The organism is Methylobacterium sp. Leaf112, from assembly GCF_001423295.1.
In the GTDB taxonomy this organism is placed as follows: domain Bacteria; phylum Pseudomonadota; class Alphaproteobacteria; order Rhizobiales; family Beijerinckiaceae; genus Methylobacterium.
This window is the reverse complement of sequence record NZ_LMNG01000031.1, coordinates 433747-454404: the sequence shown is the minus strand read 5'-3', so window position 1 is coordinate 454404 and position 20658 is coordinate 433747. Positions and strand designations below refer to the sequence as shown.

Genomic DNA, 20658 nt, shown 5'->3' with positions numbered 1-20658 from the left:
CGAGGTATCATCATGAACCAGATCAAGCCGCAGACATGACGACGAAGCGTCAGATCAAGAGCCTGGTGCAGCCGCTTCTGGAAAGGAACCCGGACCTCGTCCTCGTGGGACACCAGACACTCTGGCTTCGCCCGGTGGGATCGGTTGGGCGACTCGTTTTGATCGACCGAACCAGCGATCCGGATTGGTGTGTCGTCAGGTGGCATCTGTCCGAGTTCTTTATGCCCAGTACTTGGTCGTGGGAGGGACTCGGCCGCTGCAGTGACCGGATATGGCGATCGGCTGGTTTCGCGGGAGGGCAAGGTTGGTTTTGGTCTGATCCGACGATGTACGCTGACTTTGTCACGCGGGTCGAAGCCGATGCGATCGCGACGCTTCGACCCCTGGATACGACACGCAAGTGCCTGAACTTCGCTCGTACGCGCCCTGCCACGATTGGGCATCTCCATCCGTATTGGCATCTCATCACCGCCATTGCCCTTGGCGAACTCGACGCAGCGCGGGCAATGTGGGCGAAGACCGACGGCTACTATCGCCCGGACCGCATCCTGGACGAAGCGCGCCGCCAACCGATGTATGACCGCCTCTGCGAGGTCGGCGTTCCCTTGATGGCCGACGATCGGGCGGGGTTGGCCGCGCTCCTGCACCGGTGGGAGGCGGAGAACATCGTCGGCAGCCCCCTCGAACCCTATTGGGTCGCCGAGCGGTTCCCCCTGGAGGATGGCTGAGGCCATGGGCCTACGAAAAAGCCGGCGGCGTCGCGAGGACACCGCCGGCTTTTTCGTCCGCCCTGGAGGCTGGCCTCAATCCTCGCGGACAAAAATCGTCGTGGCGAGCGGCGGGATGGTCAGGCTGACGGAGTGGCTCTGGCCGTGGCTCGGCACGGCTTCGGCTCGGACCCCGCCCATGTTGCCGACATTGGAGCCGCCGTAGCGCTCGGCATCGGAGTTGATGGCCTCGCGGTAGAACCCCGCCTCCGGCACGCCGATCCGGTAGCCTTCGCGCACGACGGGCGTGAAGTTCGAGACCACCACGGCGACCTCGCCGGCCTCGCGGCCCTTGCGGGCCCAGGCGATGACGCTGTTGTCCTGGTCGTCCGCCACCAGCCACTGGAAGCCGGCGGCCTCCGTGTCGCGGGTGTGGAGGGCCGGCACGGCGGCGTAGAGGTGGTTGAGATCGCGGACCAGATCCTTGACGCCCTGGTGGTGGGGATCGTCGAGGAGGTGCCAGTCGAGGGACTGGTTGTGGTTCCACTCCTTCTCCTGGCCGAACTCGCAGCCCATGAAGAGCAGCTTCTTGCCGGGGTGACCCCACATGAAGCCATAATAGGCCCGGAGATTGGCGAATTTCTGCCAGCGGTCACCGGTCATCTTGCCGAGCAGCGAACCTTTGCCGTGCACAACCTCGTCGTGGGACAGGGGCAGGATGAAGTTCTCCGAGAAGGCGTAGAGCAGGCCGAAGGTCAGGTCGTGGTGGTGGTAGCGCCGGTGGATCGTCTCCTTCGAGACGAAGTTCAGGGTGTCGTGCATCCACCCCATGTTCCACTTGAAGCCGAAGCCGAGGCCGCCGGTGTAGGTCGGGTGCGAGACGCCCGGCCACGAGGTCGATTCCTCCGCCACCGTCAGGGTGCCGGGGGCGTGACTGTAGGTGGCCTCGTTGGTCTTGCGCAGGAAGTCGATGGCGTCGAGGTTCTCGTTGCCGCCGTAGCGGTTGGGGATCCACTCGCCCTGCCTGCGCGAATAGTCGAGGTAGAGCATCGACGCGACGGCATCCACGCGCAGGCCGTCGAGATGGTAGTGTTCGAGCCAGAACCGGGCGTTGGCGGCGAGGAAGGTCGAGACCTCCGTTCGGCCGAAATTGTAGATGTAGGTACCCCAATCCTGGTGGAAGCCCTGGCGCGGGTCGGCGTGCTCGTAGAGGTGCGTGCCGTCGAACTGGCCGAGACCGTGGGCATCGAGCGGGAAGTGGCCCGGCACCCAGTCGAGCATCACGCCGATGCCGGCCGCGTGCGCGGCGTCGACGAAGGCGGCGAAGTCGTCGGGCGTGCCGAACCGGCTCGTCGGCGCGAACAGCGAGACCGGCTGATAGCCCCACGAGCCGTCGAACGGGAATTCCGTGATCGGCAGCATCTCGATGTGGGTGAAGCCCATTTCCTTCACGTAGGGGATGAGCCGGTCGCCGAGCTCCTTGTAGGTGAGGTAGCGGTTGCCCTCCTCGGCCACCCGCGCCCACGACCCGAGATGGACCTCGTAGATCGAGATCGGCACGTAGCGCGGGTCCTTGACCCCGCGCGTCTCCATCCACTTCGCGTCGCTCCAGGTCGGGGTGCTGGTCCCCTGGAGCACGGAGGCGGTCTCCGGCGGGTGCTGCGCCGCGAAGGCGACGGGATCGGCCTTGAGGGGCAGGACCGTACCGTCGGGGCCGCGCAGCTCGAACTTGTAGTGCGCGCCGGCCTTCAGACCGGGGATGAACAGCTCCCAAACGCCGCCATTCTGCCAGAGGCGCATGGGGTGGCGCCGGCCGTCCCAGGCGTTGAAGTCGCCGACCACGCTGACCCGGCGGGCGTTGGGGGCCCATACGGCGAAGCGGAAGCCCTGGATTCCGTCGACGTCGCGCGCCTGGGCTCCGAGGATGCGGTAGGTGACGTTGCTGCCGACCTCGCGCAGGGCGTCGATGTCGTGCTGCTCCAGGGACGAGCCGAAGCCGTAGGGGTCGTGGCGGGTGCGCTCGGTGCCGTCCCAGTCCTCGACGGCGAGTTCGTAGAGCGGGCGGCCCTGGGATTCGACCCGGGCGACGAAGAAGCCGTCCGGGTGCTTGCGCTCGAACGGAATGCGCTGGCCCGCCGTCAGCAGGGTGGCGCCCTTCGCCTCGGGCAGCACGGCCCGAACCTCCCAGGTGCCCGGCCCGACCTCGTGGGGGCCGAGCACCGAGAACGGGTCGCCGTGGTTCGCCGACATGATGGCGGCGACCGCGTCGGGGTGCACGCCGCGCGTCTCAGCAGGCGCCCGCGTGCCCGTGGCAACAGGCGTTACGTTCGCGGCCCCCGAGGTTGCCGATGCGTGCCCGGTGCGGCCCGCGAACGTCTCGTCGATGCCCGTCATTCAAACGCCTTTCTTGATGTCGTCCAGAATGGTCAGAACCCCACGTGCGGGGATTTCGATCCAGTCGGGACGGTTGTTGGCCTCGTAATCGACCTCGTAGAGGGCCTTGGTCAGGAGGCAGAGCTTGAGCAGCCGGCTCTCCGTCTCCGCGTCCGTCACGGCGGCGCGGCTGACCGAGACGGCCTCCCGGTAGCCGTCGAGGAAGGCTGCATCGATCATGCCGCGCCAGGCGATGGAGGCCCGGCGTGCCCGCTCCTCGGAATCGGCGAAGCGCACGGCGATCTCGCGGGTCACGGTCTCGGCGCCGTAGGCGAACGAGCGCATCATCCCGGCGACGTCGCGCAGGGGCGTCGACTTGAGGCGGCGTTCGTCGGCCGGTCGCGAGGGCTCGCCCTCGAAGTCGACGATGATGAGGTCGTCCTCCGCGGCCAGGACCTGGCCGAGGTGGTAATCGCCGTGGATGCGGGTCTTCATCGCGCCGACGGGTGCCCGGGCCGTGAGCGCCTCGATGGCGTCCTCGACCTCGCGGCGGCGGCCGGCGAGTTCCGTGCTCGCCACGTTGGCCGCCCGTCCCGCCAGGGCGTCGAGGCCCCGGAAGGCCCGCTCGGCCTGACGGCGGGTGTCTTCGCCGAGCGCCTGCAGGTCCGCATGCTCGAACGGCTCGGCCGCAAAGGCCGGGTCGTCCGTCTCCACCGCGAAGGCGTTGTGCATCTCGGCCGTGCGCCGGCCGAGCAGGACCGCCCAGCGCAGGTGGGATTCGAAGGCCTCGTCCGGCGTCGGCGCCTCGCTCTCGGGGGCGAGCACCACCGTGTCGAAGTCGCGGCGCAGGCCTTCCAGCATCAGGGTCCAGGCATCGCCCTGGTTGAGGACGAACTTCTGCAGAACGGCGATGGCGGTGCGGACGCCGTCGGGATCGACATGCTCGACCACGCCCAGCAGCGCCGGCGTGTTGGAGAAATGCGCCGTCTCCGTGAGGAAGCGCCCGACCTCGATCTCGGGATGCACGCCGGTCTGGAGCCGCCGGAGCAGCTTCAGCATCATCTTGGAGCCGATGGCGATGGAGGTGTTGCTCTGCTCGGCGCTGAGGTTGCGCACCTCGCCGGCATCGAACGTGATCGCCGGGTCGAAGGCGGAGGTGGTCGAGAACACGAGCTTGCCCGTCTCGGTGGGCAGTTCGCGGCCTTCCCGCATGCCTTCCACCATGGCGACGGCGAAGGCCGGCGAGGCGGAGGCTCCGAACAGCAGGCCCGTGCGCGGACCGCGCCGGACGCGGGCCACGGCGAACGGCATAAGGGTCTCGTCCTCGCGGCCCTCGTCGACGGCCACGGGCACGAAGTAATCCTGCCGCTCGCCGTTGGCGAGGTGGACCGCCACGCGCGGCAGGAGGAAGCGCGCCTCGCCGGTGTCGTCCTTGAGGGCGACGCTGTCGATGACCTGCACGGACTTGATGCGCGAGCCCTTGGCGCCGAACCAGCGCCGGGTGGCGATGAAGCGCGGCGCCACGGTGCGCTCGAAGGCGGTGCGCTCGCGGCCCGCCATCAGGGTGTCTATGCCGCCGGTGAGCACGAGGGTGAACAGTTCCGGCGTCTCCGGCTGCGGGCCGATGCTGCCGGTGTTGGCGGCACTCAGGGAGAACCAGTAGAAGCCGTAGCTCGGTAGCGTCAGCAGGTAGGGCAGCTCGCCGATGGCCGGGAATTCCGAGCCGCCGGTAAGCTCGATGGGCACGGCGTTGCGCAGTTCCGACAGGTCGAGCTGCACCGCCTGCGGGGCCCGCGACAGGTTGGCGACGCACAGAACGCGCTCGCCCTCGAACTCGCGGATCCAGGCCAGCACCTTGCGGTTCGACGGATACAGGAACTGCATGCCGCCGCGCCCGAGGGCGACGGAGTTGTTGCGGATGGCGATCATGCGCCGGGTCCAGTTCAGCAGACTGGTCTGCGACTGGGTCTGCGCCTCGACGTTGATGGCGTCGAACCCGTAGATCGGGTCCTGCACGGAGGGCAGGAACAGCTTCGCCGGATTGGCCCGGGAGAAGCCCCCGTTGCGGTCGGGCGACCACTGCATCGGGGTGCGTACGCCGTCGCGGTCGCCGAGATAGATGTTGTCGCCCATGCCGATCTCGTCGCCGTAGTACAACACCGGCGTGCCCGGCATCGACAGGACGAGGGACTTCATGAGTTCGATCTTGCGCCGGTCGTTCTCGAGGAGCGGCGCGAGGCGGCGCCGGATGCCGAGATTGATGCGGGCGCGGCGCTCGGCGGCGTAGAACGACCAGAGGTAATCACGCTCCTCGGCGGTGACCATTTCCAGGGTCAGCTCGTCGTGGTTGCGCAGGAAGATGGCCCACTGGCAGCCCTCGGGGATCTCCGGGGTCTGGCGCATGATGTCGGTGATCGGGTGCCGGTCTTCCCGGGCGATGGCCATGTACATACGCGGCATCAGGGGGAAGTGGAACGCCATGTGGCATTCGTCGCCGTCGCCGAAATACTGCGCCGTCTCCTCCGGCCACTGGTTGGCTTCCGCCAGCAGCATCCGGTCGGGATAGCTCGCGTCGAGGGCGGCGCGGATCGCCTTGATGACCGTGTGGGTCTCGGGCAGGTTCTCGCAGTTCGTGCCGTCGCGCTCGATGAGGTAGGGGATCGCGTCGAGGCGCAGACCGTCGACACCCATGTCGAGCCAGTAGCGCATCACCTCGATGACGGCCTCCAGCACGACGGGGTTGTCGAAGTTGAGATCCGGCTGGTGGCTGTAGAACCGGTGCCAGAAATATTGCTTGGCGACGGGGTCCCAGGTCCAGTTCGACGTCTCGGTGTCGAGGAAGATGATGCGGGTGTCGGAATACGGCGTGTCGGTGTCCGACCAGACGTAGAAGTCGCGTTCCGGCGACCCGGCCGGCGCTTCGCGGGCGCGCTGGAACCAGGGGTGCTGGTCGCTGGTGTGGTTGATGACGAGCTCGGTGATGACGCGCAGGCCGCGCTCGTGCGCGGCCTCCACGAACTTCCGGAACTCCTCCATGGTCCCGTAGGAGGCGTTGACCTCACGGTAGTCGCCGATGTCGTAGCCATCGTCGCGCAGGGGCGACGGATAGAACGGCATCAGCCAGATCGCCGTGACCCCGAGGTCGCGGACGTAGTCGAGCTTCTGCGTCAGGCCCTCGAAATCGCCGATCCCATCGTTGTTCGAGTCGAAGAACGACTTGACGTGGATCTGATAGATGATGGCGTCACGGTACCATTGCGGATCGCTGCGATCGATCATCGCGTCGTTGCCTCATGCATCGAGTTCAAGGGCGTGGTCGGAGTGTGCGCACCGGGGCCCGTACGGGGATCGCCGGGTGCGGCGTCCGTCGGAGGGATAGGCGCCGACACTGAGGCGACACCGCGACGATCGGGTCCGATCGCCGGGGTTTCTGCTGACATGGGTGCGTTCAAGGCGCAACCCGGCGCGGGGCCCGAAGGCGCCAGACGATGGCCGAACGCTCGGCCGGATCGAAGGCGATGCGGTGGGATTTGCCCCGCAGTTCGAACGTGTAGCCCAGCAACAGGTCCTCGACCTCGACGGCGCCGTCGTCGGGTTGGCCGAGAAGCCAGAGCGGCACCTCGTAGGTGCATTCCTGGCGGTTCTTCGGGTCGAGGTTGACCATGGTGAAGATGCAGTTGTCGCCCTCGGGCGTCGTCTTGGCGTAGGCGATGATCTCGTCGTTGTAGGCGCCCGTGAACACCACATTGCGGAAATCCCACAGGGCCGGGTTGTCCTGGCGGATGCGGTTGAGCTTGACGATGTGCTCACGGATGTTGCCGGGCCGGTCGTAGTCCCAGGCCTTCAGCTCGTACTTTTCGGAGTTGAGATACTCTTCCTTACCGGGATAGGGCGCGGCCTCGCAGAGTTCGAAGCCGTTGTAGATGCCCCAGACGCTCGACAGCGTCGCGGCGAGGGTGGCGCGCACCACGAATCCGGCCCGCCCGCTGGTCTGCAGGTAGATCGGGTTGATGTCGGGCGTGTTGGCGAAGAAGTTCGGCCGGTAATACTCGCCCATCTCGCCGGCGAGCTCGGTGGAGTAGGCGATGAGGTCGGCCTTGGTGTCGCGCCAGGTGAAGTAGGTGTAGCTCTGCTGGTAGCCGGCCTTGGCGAGCTTCTTCATCATCTTGGGCCGGGTGAAGGCCTCGGCGAGGAAGATCACGTCCGGGTAGCGGCCGTTCACCTCTCCGATCATCCACTCCCAGAACGGGATCGGCTTGGTGTGCGGATTGTCAACGCGGAAGATGCGGGCACCCAGGGCGGCCCAGCCGAGCACGATGTCGCGCAGCTCGATCCACAGGGACGGCATGGCACCGCCATAGAAGTGGACGTTGGAGATGTCCTCGTACTTCTTCGGCGGATTCTCGGCGAACTTGAGCGTGCCGTCGGGGCGCCACTCGAACCACTCGGGGTGGTCCTTGATCCAGGGGTGATCGGGCGAGCACTGGATGGCGAAGTCGAGGGCGATCTCCATGCCGTAGGCGTGGCTCGCCGCCACCAGCCGGCGGAAATCCTCGAGGGTGCCGAGGTCGGGATGCACCGCCTCGTGCCCGCCCGCCTCCGAGCCGACGGCGTAGACCGAGCCGACATCGCCTTCCAGCGCCTTGAGGGTGTTGTTCTTGCCCTTGCGGTTGGTCTTGCCGATGGGGTGGATCGGGGTGAAGTACAGCACGTCGAAGCCGAGTTCGCGGATCTCGGGCAGGCGAGCGATCACGTCGTCGAAGGTGCCGTGGCGGCTGACGTCCATGGACTGCGAGCGCGGGAAGATCTCGTACCAGGCCGAGAACCGGGCTGCGAGGCGGTCGGCGATGACGGGCACGTTGACGGGATAGCGCGACAGGTTCACCCGCGGTGCGTAGCGGCGGACGAGGCGGGCGTTCTCCGGCGCCAGCATGAGGTCGAGCTGGGCCGCCGAGCCCGTGGTCTCGGCGTCCAAGGCGGTGGCCAGCGCCTTCAGGCGTTCGCGATCGGCGCCGTCGGCCTCGTCGGTGGCGTCGACCACGAAGGCGATGCCCTCGACGGTCTCCAGCTGGACGTCGACCCCGGCGTCGCGCTTCTTCAGGGTGTCGCGCATCCAGGACGAGAAGGCGTCGCGCCACGCCCGGATGGTGAACTCGTAGCGGCCGTTGCGCTCCAGGGGAAAGTGCCCGCCCCAGCGGTCGTTCTCGATGAACGCCATCGGGTCGGAGGCCCAGATCTCCTCGCCGACGACGCGGGACAGGATCTCGGCGTCGATGATCTCGTGGCCGTCGCTGAAGATGTCTGCGGTGACGTGGACGCTCTCGCCGACCACGCGCTTGACCGCCGAGCGGCCGCCGTCGATCTCGGGCGACACCGCCTCGATCACGACGCGGCCCTCGCCCGTCGGCGTGGTGAGCGGCGGATCCTTCGCGACCGTGTCGCGGGTGGCGCTCAGGATGCGGACTTCGCCGGGCTGCAGGTCGATGCTGATGCCGGGCGTGAACGCGATGGGGGCGACGTCCGGCGTGCGGTCGGTGAAGGCACCGAGCATCCCGCCCGTGCGGGCGACGAGGGGGGCGGCGTCCAGCGTCACGGGCGTCGCGCCGGGATTGTGCAGCACCAGCACGGCGTTGCGGGCCGAGGCGCCGTGGCCGGTGTCGAAGCGCAGGAGGGCGACGAAATCCGCGTCGGGAGCCGAGATCCGCGCCTGCGCCCCCTCGACGTTGGCGGCCGAGAGCTCGGCCCGCAGGGCGTTGATGGCGGTGACATAGGTGGAGATATCGATGCCGGTGCTGGATTCACGGGCCTCGGGGGTGGTCTCGACCACGTGCAGGCTCTTGGCGTAGCCCCACTCGTACCCGATGGGCATGAGCACGCCGGCCGAGAAGAAGGCCGCGAGGGCGTAGCGGGCCTTGAGGTGGCGGGCGACGGCCTCGGCATCGCCGTCGAGATCCGCCGCGAGGCGGGCCATGTCGTGGTTCTCGGGGAACGCGATGGAAGGGGCGACGACGCGCAGGCGGTCGTACTGTTCCAGGGCCCAGGGAGCCCGGAGGTCCCACCAGGCGAAGCTGTTGAACAGGTAGTCGAACCCGGCGCCCGCCGTCGCCTGCGCCTCCTCGAAGGTGCAGCCGAGGGTCTCGGCGGCGAACAGGCACCCGGGCTCCACCGCCTTGGCGGCCCCGATCAGGTCGCGCCACACGGGGGCCGGCACCTTGTAGGCGGCGTCGCAGCGGAAGCCGGCGACGCCGAGATCCTGCAGGCGGTTGACGTAGCCCGACCACAGGGCGGTCAGCTCCGTGCGGCTCTTGTCCGTGTGATAATCGAGCTCGGCGAGGTCGCCCCAGACCGTGCGCTTGCTCGGATCGTCGGGATCGACGGCGTAGGGGCTCTCGATCTCGCCGTCGGCGTCGCGCAGGAACAGGTCGGGCCGGTCGCGGGCGAGCGCGCCGTCGCGGGCGGTGTGGTTGACCACCAGGTCGGTCATCACCGAAAGGCCCTGAGCGCGGGCTGCGGCGCAGAAGCGGCGGATCTGCTCGTCGTCGGAGGTGCCGTCCTGGTCGCGGAAGCGCTCGTCGAGGCGGTCGGTGTCGGCCACCGCGTAGAGGCTGCGCGAGCCGCCGGTCTGGTGGAATGGGTTGAGGTACACCCAGTCGAACCCGAGGCCGGCGATGCGCGGCAGTTCGGCCGTCCAGGCCGAGACCTGTCCGACGAGGAGGGGGAACAGGTTGTAGATGCGCGGTCCCTCGGCGCGGGGTGCGAGGCTCTGCGGGAGCGTCACCACGCCGGCGTCGGTCCGCGGGGCGGTACGCGTTGCGGGGCTCGGTGCGTTCATGCGTGCTCCATTGGGGTTTGGTGTCTGGCGCCTTCCCTCTCCCCTCTGCGGGAGAGGGTGGCCCGCGAAGCGGGTCGGGAGAGGGGAGCGCGGTGTCCGGAGGGGGCGTCCCCTCTCCCGCCTGCTCCGCAGGAACCCTCCCCCGCAGGGGGGAGGGTTGTGAAAGGCGTTTAAGCCGTCCGCTTCAGGACCGCGTAGGGCAGACGCGCGAACAGGCGGTCGAGTTCGATTCGTCCGTCCGTCGCCTCGGCGGTCTCCCCGGTGACGAGGTCGATCCAGGCACTTTCAGCCATCACCGGCAGGTATGTTCCAGCGAACCCCGCCCCGCTCCACACCGCATCCCCGACGAGGTCGGAAACGAGGCGCGGCACGGCCACCAGAAGGTCGCCCGCGCCACTCGTCGCATCCGAACGTGTGAACGCGATGACATGGGCGGCGCGCCCGCCGGTCGGCACCACGGCCTGGTAGTCCGCCTCGGCGTAGAACGCCGGCCGCTCGGTGCGGTCGGCGAGCAATCGGGCGAGGGTCGCCTGCTTCACCCGTCCGTCGCTCCAATGCGCCAGGAGGTCGGCGACGTCGCCGCCCTGTTCGAGGGACCGGGCCAGCGCCGGATAGTCCACCGGGCGACGATTGTCGGGATCGACGAACGAGAAGTCCCAGAACTCCGTGCCCTGGTAGGTGTCGGGCAGGCCCGGCAGGGTCGCCTTCAGCACCGTGCGGCCGAGGCCCGCGATCATGCCGAGATGCGCCAGACGCTTGGCGAAGGGCCGCATCCGCGCCAGGAACTCCGAGCCCGGGACCACGAGCTTGGCGAAGAGGGCGTGGACGGCGCCCTCGTAGGATTCGTCGACGTTGACCCAGCTCGACCGGCGCTTCGCCTCGCGCAGGGCTTTTTCGGAATAGGCGTCGAGGCGCGTGCGGAAATCCTCAATGGCCGCGGGCTCGTCGTCGTCAAGCAATTCCAGCGGCCACGCGCCCAGGATCGCCTGGAAGAACATCCATTGGTCGTTGGCATCCGGCACCGCCTCGCCGTCGATGGTGGTGAGGTGCGGCCCGGCCAATTCCCGCCACGTGGTCCAGGCCTCGGCCCAGTCCCCGGGCATCTCCGAGAGGGCGAGCAGGCGCGAGCGGGCGTCCTCGCCCCGCTTGGTGTCGTGCGTCGCCGTCGCGATCATGGCGTTGGGCCAGTCGCGGGCCCGGGCCGCCTGGAGGGCGTGGAAATGCTCCGCGTCGATGCCGTACTCGCCCGGATCGCCGCCGACCTCGTTCAGCGCCAGCAATTCGGAGAAGCGGTAGAACAGCGTGTCCTCCAGGCTCTTCGCCATGACCGGGCCGGTGAGCTGCTGGAAGCGGCGGCGGAAGCGCAGGATCACCGCCGGATCGGGGCGGCCTGGTCCGGTGACGTCGATGCGGCCCAGCATGGCGTCGGCGGCGAAGTCGTGCACGGAGCGGTCCGGCAGGGCGCTCCAGCGCTTGGCCTTCTTCACCGCGTTCTCGATGAGGCGGACATCCTCGTCCTCGACGTCGCTCTCGTCGAGGTCACCCGGCAGATAGCTGCGATAGGTGGGGAAACGCGCGATGATCTCGATGAGCGCCCGACGGATGGCGTTCACCGAAAAGTCGCGGGTGCGCCTGTCGGCATCGGCCACGGCCTTGAGGTCGGAGGTCATCACCTCGAGTTCCGAAGCGAAGCTGATCTCCAGGATCTCGGCCTTGGCCGCGCGAAGCTGGAACTTGTAGGGCTCGTCGAAATGCGTGCGCGCCTCGTAGAGGTCGCGGATCGCCGCTTGCTTGCCCTTGTCGACCAGGATGCCGTCGAGCTGGTTCAGCACGTCGTAGCCGGTGGTGCCGGCGACGGGCCATGGCCGCAGGCGCTCGCCGGGCTCCAGAATCTTCTCCACGACGACGTAGAAGCCGGGGCCGACGGCGGCCTGCAGGGCGCGGGCGTAGCCCTGCGGATCGGCGAGACCGTCGATGTGGTCGATGCGCAGCCCGTCGATGCGGCCCTCGCGGATGTGGCGGAACACCGTCTCGTGCGAACGCTGGAACACATCCGACTTCTCGACGCGCAGGCCCGCGAGCCCGTTCACGTCGAAGAACCGGCGATAGTTGATGTCGCTCGCCGCCACCCGCCAATGGGCGAGCCGGTAGGATTGCTGTTCCAGCAGGCGGTGCAGGGGCCCGAAGCTGTCGGGATGGCCCTTGGCGCCGTTCAACAGGCGAAGGGTCCGCCCGATGGCCTCCGCGATGGCGGGCGACGCCGCAACCGCTTCGACGAGGCGCTCCTTCAGGTCCTCGGCCTCGGCCGGGAAAGCCATGCGGCGTTCCGCATTGGTCTCCTCGCCCATGAGGCGCAGGCGTTCGGAGATCCCCAGCACTTCGAGGGCCGCAGCGTCCTCGATGTCGCCCAGCGCCGCCAGCGAGCGGTTGAGGATGGTCGGATATTGCTGCGGGCAGATCGGGAATTCGTGCTCGTAGTGCCAGACGCTGAAGGCGCCTTTCTGCGGGTCGAACTTGAGTTCGAGCGTACCCTTCTCCAGGGCCTCGCCGTAGCGGTCGCCGAGGAACGGCACCACGAGCTTGTTGTTCGCGCCGAGGCGCGACCAGTCGATGTCGAACGCGTCCGCGTGGGGCGACAGGCCGCCCCATTCGAGCACCGAGAGCCACCACGGATTGTCGGCCCCGCCGACGCCCATGTGGTTCGGAACGATGTCGAGGAGCAGCTTCAGTCCGGCCGCGTGCAGGGTCTCGGAGAAGCGCACGAAGCCCTCTTCCCCGCCGAGCTCCGGGTTGATGGTGGCGTGATCGACGATGTCGTAGCCGTGGGTCGAGCCCGGCCGCGCCTTCTGGATCGGCGAGGCGTAGACGTGGCTGATGCCGAGTTTCGCCAGGTACGGAACGATCTTTTCCGCGTCCGCGAAGGTGAAGTCCTTGTGGAACTGCAGGCGATAGGTGGCGCGCGGCGGGGCCGAGGCGAGGCGCGCGGCACCCGAGCGCGGCCCGCGTTCCTCGGCCGCCAGGGAGGCAGCGAGCTTGGCCAGCGGCCCGCCCGGGGCCGCGATGGCCTCGAGGGTCCGGTCGAGCTTGCGCCGCCAGTTCGGGTAGCCCTCCGTCGAGCCCGGCACGTTGGCCTGAGACAGTTCGGAGACCACGTCCTCGTACTGCACGGCGGTCAGCATCGACGGCGCGCGGGCGAGGTAGCGCGCGGCGGCCTCCAAGGGCGCGGCTTCCGGCGGATCGTAGCTCGGCAGCAACTGCTCGGCGGCCAACGCCTCGGTGAGGCGGGTGCGCTCGTCAACGCGCTCGCGCCGCTCGGCGTCGGCGCGCTCGGAATCGTAGAGGCCGAGCGCCTGGCGGGTGTCGGTGTCGACGCCGCGCCACCAGCCGAGGAAGGTCGGCAGGTCGTGGGTGGTGATGGCCGTCAGCGCCTCGCGCGGATAGGCGGCCGGCGGCTTGAAGCGGGCGCCCTGCTCGCGCTCGAAGGCGAGGATGCGGTAGCTCAGGATTCCGGCCTGCATCAGGGCATCGGAGAAGCCCTCGGGTGCCGTGCCGAGATCCTCGGCGATGACGAGGCACTTCGCCCGGTGGCTCTCGAGGCGCAGCACGGCCAGCATCGGCTCGAACGGCATCGCCACGTAGGCGCCGGCCTGGGCCGTGGCGCCCAGCGGGATCAGGAACAGGCGGGCGAGCTGGAACGCGTGGTCGATGCGGATGGCACCGGCGTGGCGCATGTTCGCCTGGACCAGCGCCCGGAAGGCGGCGAGCCCGTCCCGCTCCAGTTCCAGCGGATGGAAGGCCGGGAGGCCCCAATCCTGGCCCTTCGGGGCGAGCAGGTCGGGCGGGGCGCCGATGGAGACGCCGTTGGCGAAGCGCTCGGGGTGGGACCAGATCTCGGACCCGCCGCGATCGGCGCCCACGGCGAGGTCGCGGTAGAGGCCGAGACGCATGCCGGTGCCCAGCGCGATCTCGGATGCCTCTTCGAGCTGCCGGTCGGCGAGGTACTGGAGCCACACGTGATAGGTCACGGCCTCGGCGTGCTCGACCGCGAAGGCCCGCACGGCCTCGGTGCCGTTGCGTTGGAACTCTTCCGGCCAATCGCCGAGCCATTGGGCGCCCTGGCCCTGGAAATGTTCGGCCAGCGCCTCGAACGTGCCGTGGGCTTCGAGATCGGCCCCCCCGGCGGTGCGGAAGGCGGCAAAGCGCGCATCGGTGCCGTCGCGGACGGCGGATTCCTGCCACAGGGCGCGGAGCACCGGCGAGAGCACGCCCCAGATACCGGCGTGGTCGACGAGCTTCGATTCGCGCAGGGCCTCGACGCGCGCGGACATGGAATCGAGGAGGGCGAACGCCTTCGAGCCGACGAAGCCCGGCAGGACACCGGGCTCGATGAACAGGGTCTCGAGGAACAGGCGCGAGGACGGCGAATAAGGCGAGATCTTGGTGCGGTCGGTGGCGAACAGGGCGTGGACCGGGCTGAGGCCGAGGAACGACGCGCCGCGCAGGCCGGCGTCGCGGGCGGCCCGCCCGGCATCCGCGTAGGAGCCGATGCCGAGGTTGTCCGGCGAGCGCAGGCCGTAGAGCTGGGCCGCGAGCCCCCAATCGCGCGCACCCTCGTCCGCATAGGCGCGCGGACGCCAGCAGCGCTGCGGCGCGGCGATGACCCAGGACTCGGCGCGGTGCTCGCCGAGGGTCGCGATCAGACGGTGGTAGCCGGGCGTGAGCGGCGGAAGCTCGAAGCCGGCGTCACCTGAGGCCGAAACCGCGACGCGGCCCTCGCGGACATGGCCGCGCTCGTCGACGAGGCGCCACGCCAGGGTGCCGGCCGACGACGCCCGCAGGGGTACCCGCGTGGCCCGTCGGGCCTCGACCGGCAGGAGCGACGGAACGAGGCCCTCGCGGACCGCCGTCACTTCCGCGAGACTCCCGGCGATCTCGGCATCGGTGCCCACCGGGAAGCCGAGGGCGGCGATCATGCCGGCCCGGGTCTCCAGGCTCGTCTCGACGGGCTGCCCGAAGGCGTCGGTGTAGCCGGGGGCGACGCCGAGGAGATCGGCGAGGCGTTCGAGGTCGCGGCTCATCAGTTCACACCCGTCAGGAAGATGCCCGTCCAGGACGGGAGTTCGATGGTCTGCCCGGTGACGACGTCGGCGCCGTTGCACCAGACGATCTGGCCGCCGCCGCGCGCCGTCTGGAGCGGCGCGTCGCCGAAGTTGGCAACGAAGCGAAGCCAGCCGCCTTCGTAGCGCCACGTGCACTCCGCGGCGTCCGGACGCGGCAGGGAAGCCGTTGCTCCCCGATAGGCGGTCTTGGTGAGCGGCACGACGGTCTGATGCCGGATCTGCAGGAGGTTGCGGGTGTCGGCCCAGACCCCGCGATGCGGCGCACGCTCGATCTCCGACCAGTCGATCCGCGAATCCGTGAAGGTCTTCTCCTCCGTCGGATCGGGAATCACCGATGTGTCGTCCGCGAACGCCGCGAAGCTCTTGAACTCGCGCCGCCGGCCCTCGCGGACGGACTTGTTCAACTCCTCGTCCGGCGCGAAATCGACGAAGAACAGGAACGGCGCCGTCGCCGACCACTCCTCGCCCATCCACAGCATCGGTATCTGCGGGCTGAGCAGCAGGCCGGCGCGGGCGAGGGCCAGCTTGGCCGGGTCCGAGAGCGCGCTCAGGCGCTCGCCGAGGGCCCGGTTGCCGACCTGATCGTGGTTCTGCAGGAAGGTGACGAAGGCCGACGGCGGCAGATGCGCCGAGGGTTCGCCGCGCGGGTGGTTGTCGAGGGTCGGGAACGGCTCGCCCTGGTAGGCGAAGCCCTCCGACAGGCAGCGGGCGAGATGCGCGACGGGTTTGTCCGCGAAACTCTCGTAGTAGCCGGCTTCTTCGCCCGTCAGCAGCACGTGCCAGCAATGGTGCAGGTCGTCGGCCCATTGCGCCGTGTGCTGGACGGGCTGGCCGTCGTCCTTGCGCTCCAGCCACTTGGCCTGATTGGCCTCGTTCTCCAAGACCAGATGGATGTGGCGGCCGGGCAGACGCGCCCGGATGGTCTCGGCGAGCTCACCGATGAAGTGTTTCTCGGAATCGTCGAGGATGGCGTGCACCGCGTCGAAGCGCAGGCCATCGAAGTGGTACTCTTCGAGCCAGTACAGGGAATTCTCGATGAAGAAGTCCCGCACCGTCCGGCCGCTGGTCTCGCCGTCGAAGTTGATGCCCGCACCCCACGGCGTCTGGTGCCGCTCCGTGAAGAACGTCTTGGCATAGGCGTGGAGGTAGTTCCCGGCCGGCCCGAAGTGGTTGTAGACCGCGTCGAGGAAGACCATCAGGCCGAGCGAATGCGCCTTGTCGACGAGGCGCTTGAGATCGTCGGGGCGGCCATAGGCACCGTCCGGCGCGTAGGGCAGCACGCCGTCGTAGCCCCAGTTGCGGGTGCCCTTGAAGTCGGCCAGCGGCAGCAGCTCGATGGCGGTGACGCCGAGGTCGCGCAGCTCTTCGAGCTTGCCTTCGAGGGCCGCGTAGGTGCCCTCTCGCGTCGCCGTGCCGACATGGAGTTCGTAGAGGACGGTTTCCTCCCACGGGCGTCCGGTCCAGTCGGAATCGCTCCAGTCGAAGCTGCGCGGGTCGATCACCTCGCTCAGGCCGGACACGTCGTCGGGCTGAAACCGCGACGCCGGGTCGGGCACCACGAGATCGTTGTCGATGCGGTAGCCGTAGCGTGCCCCGGCTTTCACGCCCGGTAGGGTGACGCGTCGCCAACCCTCGCCGGCATCCGGAATGTCATGGTCCGTTCCATCGACCACCAGGGCGACGCTTTGTGCCGTGGGGGCCCAGAGGGCGAACCGCACGCCATCTTTTCCCGCTTCGCCGCCGAAGGCCATCGCATGGGCTCGCCGCATTGCGGTTCGTCTTTCGTGATCACGTGAGGGACGACGGGCGGGCGCAGCCGCCGACCCTTCAAAAGGCTACGGGCCGCGCTCTGGTTCCATCGTTTCGAGGTAAGGCGGACCCGCGCTCCGGCAACCGCCCACCCCAAGAGAATTGTGCGGTGCGGGATCGGTTCCTCGCCCGGGTGGACGTGGCGCTAACGTCCGTACGTCGCCGGTCGTGTCCGCAGGACATAGAGCGCACGCGGCTCGAGATGCACGCGCGCGCCGGCCGGAAACAGGGTCTGCCCTTCGGGTACGGCACCGGTCGCCCGTGTGGTGTCGAACATCAGGCTCCAGGGTCCGTCGATGATCGGCGCGAGGGTGAAATCGCACGGGGACTCGGCGGCATTGACGAGGAGCAGGAGGCGGTCGGCATCGGGCAGATCGTTGCCGATCTGCATGCCGAAAGTCTGGCGGCCGTCGTCGGCCCAGGCCGCGCCATCCATCTCCGCCCCGCAGGGCGACAGCCAGTGCACGTCGCGCAACGGGCTCTCACCCACGGCACCCCCGGTCAGGAAGTCGCGTCGGCGCAGGGCCGGCTGCTCCCGGCGCAGGCGGGTGAGGTTCGCGACGAAGGCCGTGAGCGCCGGATCTGGGTCGCTCTCCCAATCGACCCAGTTCGTGGCGTTGTCCTGGTTGTAGGCGTTGTTGTTCCCATTCTGGCTGCGCGAGCGCTCGTCGCCCATCAGCAGCATCGGCACGCCCTGCGCCAGGAAGATCGTGGCGAGGATGTTGCGCTTCTGGCGGGCGCGTACGGACAGGATCGCGGGATCGTCGCTCGGACCCTCGACACCGTAATTGCGCGTGAGGTTGTGGCCGTGGCCGTCGCGGTTGTCCTCGCCGTTGGCGAGGTTGTGCTTGTCCTCGTAGGCGACGACGTCGGCGAGGGTGAAACCGTCGTGGGAAGCGGCGTAGTTGATGCTCGCGAGCGGCGTGCGCCCGGAGGCGGCGAAGATCTCGCGCGAGCCCGACAACCCCTGCGTGACCTTCGGCAAGACGCCCGGGTCACCGCGCCAGAACCCGCGCACGCTGTCACGGAACTGGTCGTTCCACTCGCTCCAACCGCGCGGATAGGCCCCGAGCTGGTACCCGCCCTGGCCGATGTCCCAGGGTTCGGCGATCATCTTGACCCGCGAGAGAACCGGATCCTGGGCCACGGCCTGGAAGAACGCGGCCTTCGCCGAAAAATCGTGGGGCGTGCGGCCGAGACTGGTGGCGAGGTCGAAGCGGAAGCCGGCGACGCCGTAGGCTGTCACCCAGTGGCGCAGGGAATCGAGGGTGAGCTGCATCACCCGGGGATGGTCGAGGTCGAGGGTGTTGCCGCAGCCGGTACAGTCGATCTCGCGGCGCGGGTTGGACGGGTCGAGCTTGTAATAGCTCGCGTTGTCGATGCCGCGGAACGACAGGGTCGGGCCGGAATGGTCGGCCTCGGCCGTGTGGTTGTAGACCACGTCGAGGAACACCTCGATCTCGGCGGCCGCCAACTCGCGGATCGCCGCCTTGAGGCCGCCGATGCCGGCCGGCCCGCGGTAGCGCGGATCGAGGGCGAAATAGTTCAGCGGCGAGTAGCCCCAGAAATTCACCAGCCCCTTGTCGATGAGGAAGCGGTCGTCGGCGAAGGCCTGGATCGGCAGGAGCTGGAGGGCGGTGACGCCGAGCTTCAGGAGGTGTTCGATGATCGCCGGATGGGCGAGCGCCGCGTAGGTGCCGCGTGCGGCCTCGGGAACGTCGGGGTGGAGCTGCGTCAGCGCCTTGACGTGGGCCTCGTAGATCACCGTCTGCGACAAGGGCCGGCGCATGGGGTTGATGGCGAGGTCGGGCACCTCCGGCGCGGTGACGACGCCGCGCGGCATGTAGGCCGCGCTGTCGCGCCGGTCGATCTGGTCCTCGCGCTGCAGGCCACGCCGATGGCCGTAGAGGGCGTCGTGCCAGCGAATCCGGCCCTGGATCTCGCGGGCGTAGGGGTCGAGGAGAAGTTTGGCCGGGTTGAACCTGTGCCCACGCGCCGGGTCCCACGGGCCATGGACGCGGTAGCCGTAGAGCTGGCCGGGAAACACCCCGCGCAGGTGTCCGTGCCAGACATCGTCCGTGCGGCAGGGGAGCCGGATACGCCGCGTCTCGAGTCGTTCGCCGGGTTCGAACAGGCACAGGTCCACCGCGGTGGCGTTCTGCGAGAACAGCGCGAAGTTCACGCCCCGGCCATCGAAATGCGCCCCGAGCGGCGCAGGAACGCCGTCGTCGAGGCCGATCATGCTGTCAGTCACAGAGACGTCCGGGATAGGGAGAGCCAGACGAGCGGCGGCCGCTCGTCATGGGGGCCTGCAAGGCTTATTCCGCAGCGGCCGCCGTGCGGGTCGGCTCACGCTCGACGCTGCGAAAATTCTCCAGCTCGGTCATGAAGTTGCGCGCCCACCAGTCGACGTCCTCGCGCGTCATGCGCTCGACCATCGGCTTCCACCGCTCCAGGCGTTCGCCGCGCGGCATGTAGAGGGCCGTGCGGATGGCCTCGGCCACCTCGAAGCGGTCGTAGGGATTGACGAGGAGCGCCTCCGGCAGCTGCCGCGCGGCGCCGGCGAACTTCGAGAGGACGAGGACGCCGGGATCCTCGTCGGACTGGGCGACCACGTATTCCTTGGCGACGAGGTTCATGCCGTCGCGCATGGGCGTGACGAGGCCAACCCGGGCGGCGCGGTAGAGACCGGCCAGGACCGGCCTCGGATAGGCCTTGGTGACGTACTGGATCGGGGTCCAGTTCGGCTCGCCGAGCGCCCCGTTGATCTCGCCGACGGTCTCGTTCACCTCGCGGCTGAGATCCTCGTATTCGGGGACCTCCGTGCGCGATTTCGGCGTGATCTGGATGTAGACGACGTTGCCGCGCTGGTCCGGGTTCGAGGCGAAGAAGCGCTCCACCGCCTCCATGCGCTCGGGCACGCCCTTGGAGTAATCGAGACGGTCGACGCCGATGAGGAGCTTGCGGGTGCGCAGGCCCGCCATGGTCTCGCGCACGGTGCGGTTGGCGCCCGCATTCTCCGCCGCCTCCTTGAAGCCCGCCACATCGATGCCGATGGGAAAGCTGCGGATGCGGGTCCGGCGTCCGTCCACCATCAGGGAGCCGCCGCCCAGCGGAATGGCCCGCAGTTCGTCGATGAGATTGCGGGTCAGGTTGTGGACGTCGGGGTCGGTCTGCAGGCCGATGAGATCGTAGTCGGCGATCCCGCGCAGGAGGTCGTTGCTCGCCGGCAGGGTGTTGAACACGTCCGCCGCCGGCCACGGAATGTGGTGGAAGTAGCCGATGGGGTTGGCGATGCCGAGGCCGCGCAGCTCGGAGGCGAGCGGCAACAGGTGGTAATCGTGCACCCAGATGATGTCGTCGGGCTGGATCAGGTCGGCGAGCGCGCGGGCGAAGATCCGGTTGACGCGCTGGTACCCGGCATAGTCCGAACGGGAGAAGGCGCCGAGGCCGAGCCGATAATGCATGATCGGCCACAGGGCGCGGTTGGCGAACCCGCTGTAATATTCCCGGTGATCCTGGGGCGAGAGATCGACGACGGCGTATTGTACCCGTCCCCGGTCGATCAGCGTCGGCTCCGTCGAGGGATTCTCGACGACGTTGCCGCTCCAGCCGAACCACAACCCCTCATAGGCCGTGAAGGCCTCCTTCACGGCGACGGCGAGACCGCCGGCCGCCACGGCCTTGCCCCCGTCCTCGGGGACTGCGACGCGGTTCGATACGATGACGAGACGTGCCACGTAAGCCGGCTCCGGTCCTCAGGGCGCTGCGCGGGAATCGCGCACGCTCAACCTGATACAGTGGGTGAACGCGCGGA

The 20658-nt window shown here is 68.7% G+C and carries 8 protein-coding genes; 1 reads left to right on the top strand and 7 read right to left on the bottom strand.

Annotated features, from left to right (window positions below):
* The first annotated feature begins 35 nt into the window (after nucleotides 1–35).
* Entirely contained in the window at nucleotides 36–728 is a 693-nt protein-coding gene (locus ASF52_RS22740; protein WP_156368858.1) for a hypothetical protein, read from the top strand.
* Between the two features lie 75 nt (nucleotides 729–803).
* Here the strand turns inward: ASF52_RS22740 and glgB are convergent, their stop codons facing one another.
* From glgB to ASF52_RS17830, 7 genes are all read right to left on the bottom strand, one after another.
* Entirely contained in the window at nucleotides 804–3101 is a 2298-nt protein-coding gene (gene glgB / locus ASF52_RS17860; RefSeq protein ID WP_056174775.1) for a 1,4-alpha-glucan branching protein GlgB, read from the bottom strand.
* A complete protein-coding gene (gene treS / locus ASF52_RS17855; protein WP_056174773.1) occupies nucleotides 3102–6359 on the bottom strand; it encodes a maltose alpha-D-glucosyltransferase in 3258 nt (1085 codons plus the stop codon).
* A 169-nt stretch (nucleotides 6360–6528) separates the two neighbouring features.
* The gene (locus tag ASF52_RS17850; RefSeq protein ID WP_056174771.1) at nucleotides 6529–9912 is read right to left on the bottom strand and encodes a maltotransferase domain-containing protein; all 3384 of its coding nucleotides are present in this window, start codon (nucleotides 9910–9912) and stop codon (nucleotides 6529–6531) included.
* Between the two features lie 170 nt (nucleotides 9913–10082).
* A complete protein-coding gene (locus ASF52_RS17845; protein ID WP_056174769.1) occupies nucleotides 10083–14990 on the bottom strand; it encodes a malto-oligosyltrehalose synthase in 4908 nt (1635 codons plus the stop codon).
* Nucleotides 14990–16801 carry a malto-oligosyltrehalose trehalohydrolase gene (gene treZ, locus ASF52_RS17840; protein ID WP_056174767.1) on the bottom strand — a complete coding sequence of 604 codons (1812 nt, stop codon included), beginning with the start codon at nucleotides 16799–16801 and terminating at the stop codon, nucleotides 14990–14992. Before treZ ends, ASF52_RS17845 begins: the two co-directional genes overlap by 1 nt.
* 185 nt (nucleotides 16802–16986) lie before the next feature.
* On the bottom strand, nucleotides 16987–19083 hold the full coding sequence (gene glgX / locus ASF52_RS17835; protein ID WP_056174765.1) for a glycogen debranching protein GlgX: 2097 nt from the start codon (nucleotides 19081–19083) through the stop codon (nucleotides 16987–16989).
* A gap of 76 nt (nucleotides 19084–19159) precedes the next feature.
* A complete protein-coding gene (locus tag ASF52_RS17830) occupies nucleotides 19160–20581 on the bottom strand; it encodes an alpha,alpha-trehalose-phosphate synthase (UDP-forming) (RefSeq protein WP_056174763.1) in 1422 nt (473 codons plus the stop codon).
* Nucleotides 20582–20658: the final 77 nt, after the last annotated feature.

Excerpts from the sequence above, each read along its gene's own strand:
- ASF52_RS22740 (WP_156368858.1), top strand. The coding sequence starts at position 36 with ATGACGACGAAGCGTCAGATCAAGAGCCTGGTGCAGCCGCTTCTGGAA.
- glgB (WP_056174775.1), bottom strand. The coding sequence starts at position 3,101 with ATGACGGGCATCGACGAGACGTTCGCGGGCCGCACCGGGCACGCATCG.
- treS (WP_056174773.1), bottom strand. The coding sequence starts at position 6,359 with ATGATCGATCGCAGCGATCCGCAATGGTACCGTGACGCCATCATCTAT.
- ASF52_RS17850 (WP_056174771.1), bottom strand. The coding sequence starts at position 9,912 with ATGAACGCACCGAGCCCCGCAACGCGTACCGCCCCGCGGACCGACGCC.
- ASF52_RS17845 (WP_056174769.1), bottom strand. The coding sequence starts at position 14,990 with ATGAGCCGCGACCTCGAACGCCTCGCCGATCTCCTCGGCGTCGCCCCC.
- treZ (WP_056174767.1), bottom strand. The coding sequence starts at position 16,801 with ATGCGGCGAGCCCATGCGATGGCCTTCGGCGGCGAAGCGGGAAAAGAT.
- glgX (WP_056174765.1), bottom strand. The coding sequence starts at position 19,083 with ATGATCGGCCTCGACGACGGCGTTCCTGCGCCGCTCGGGGCGCATTTC.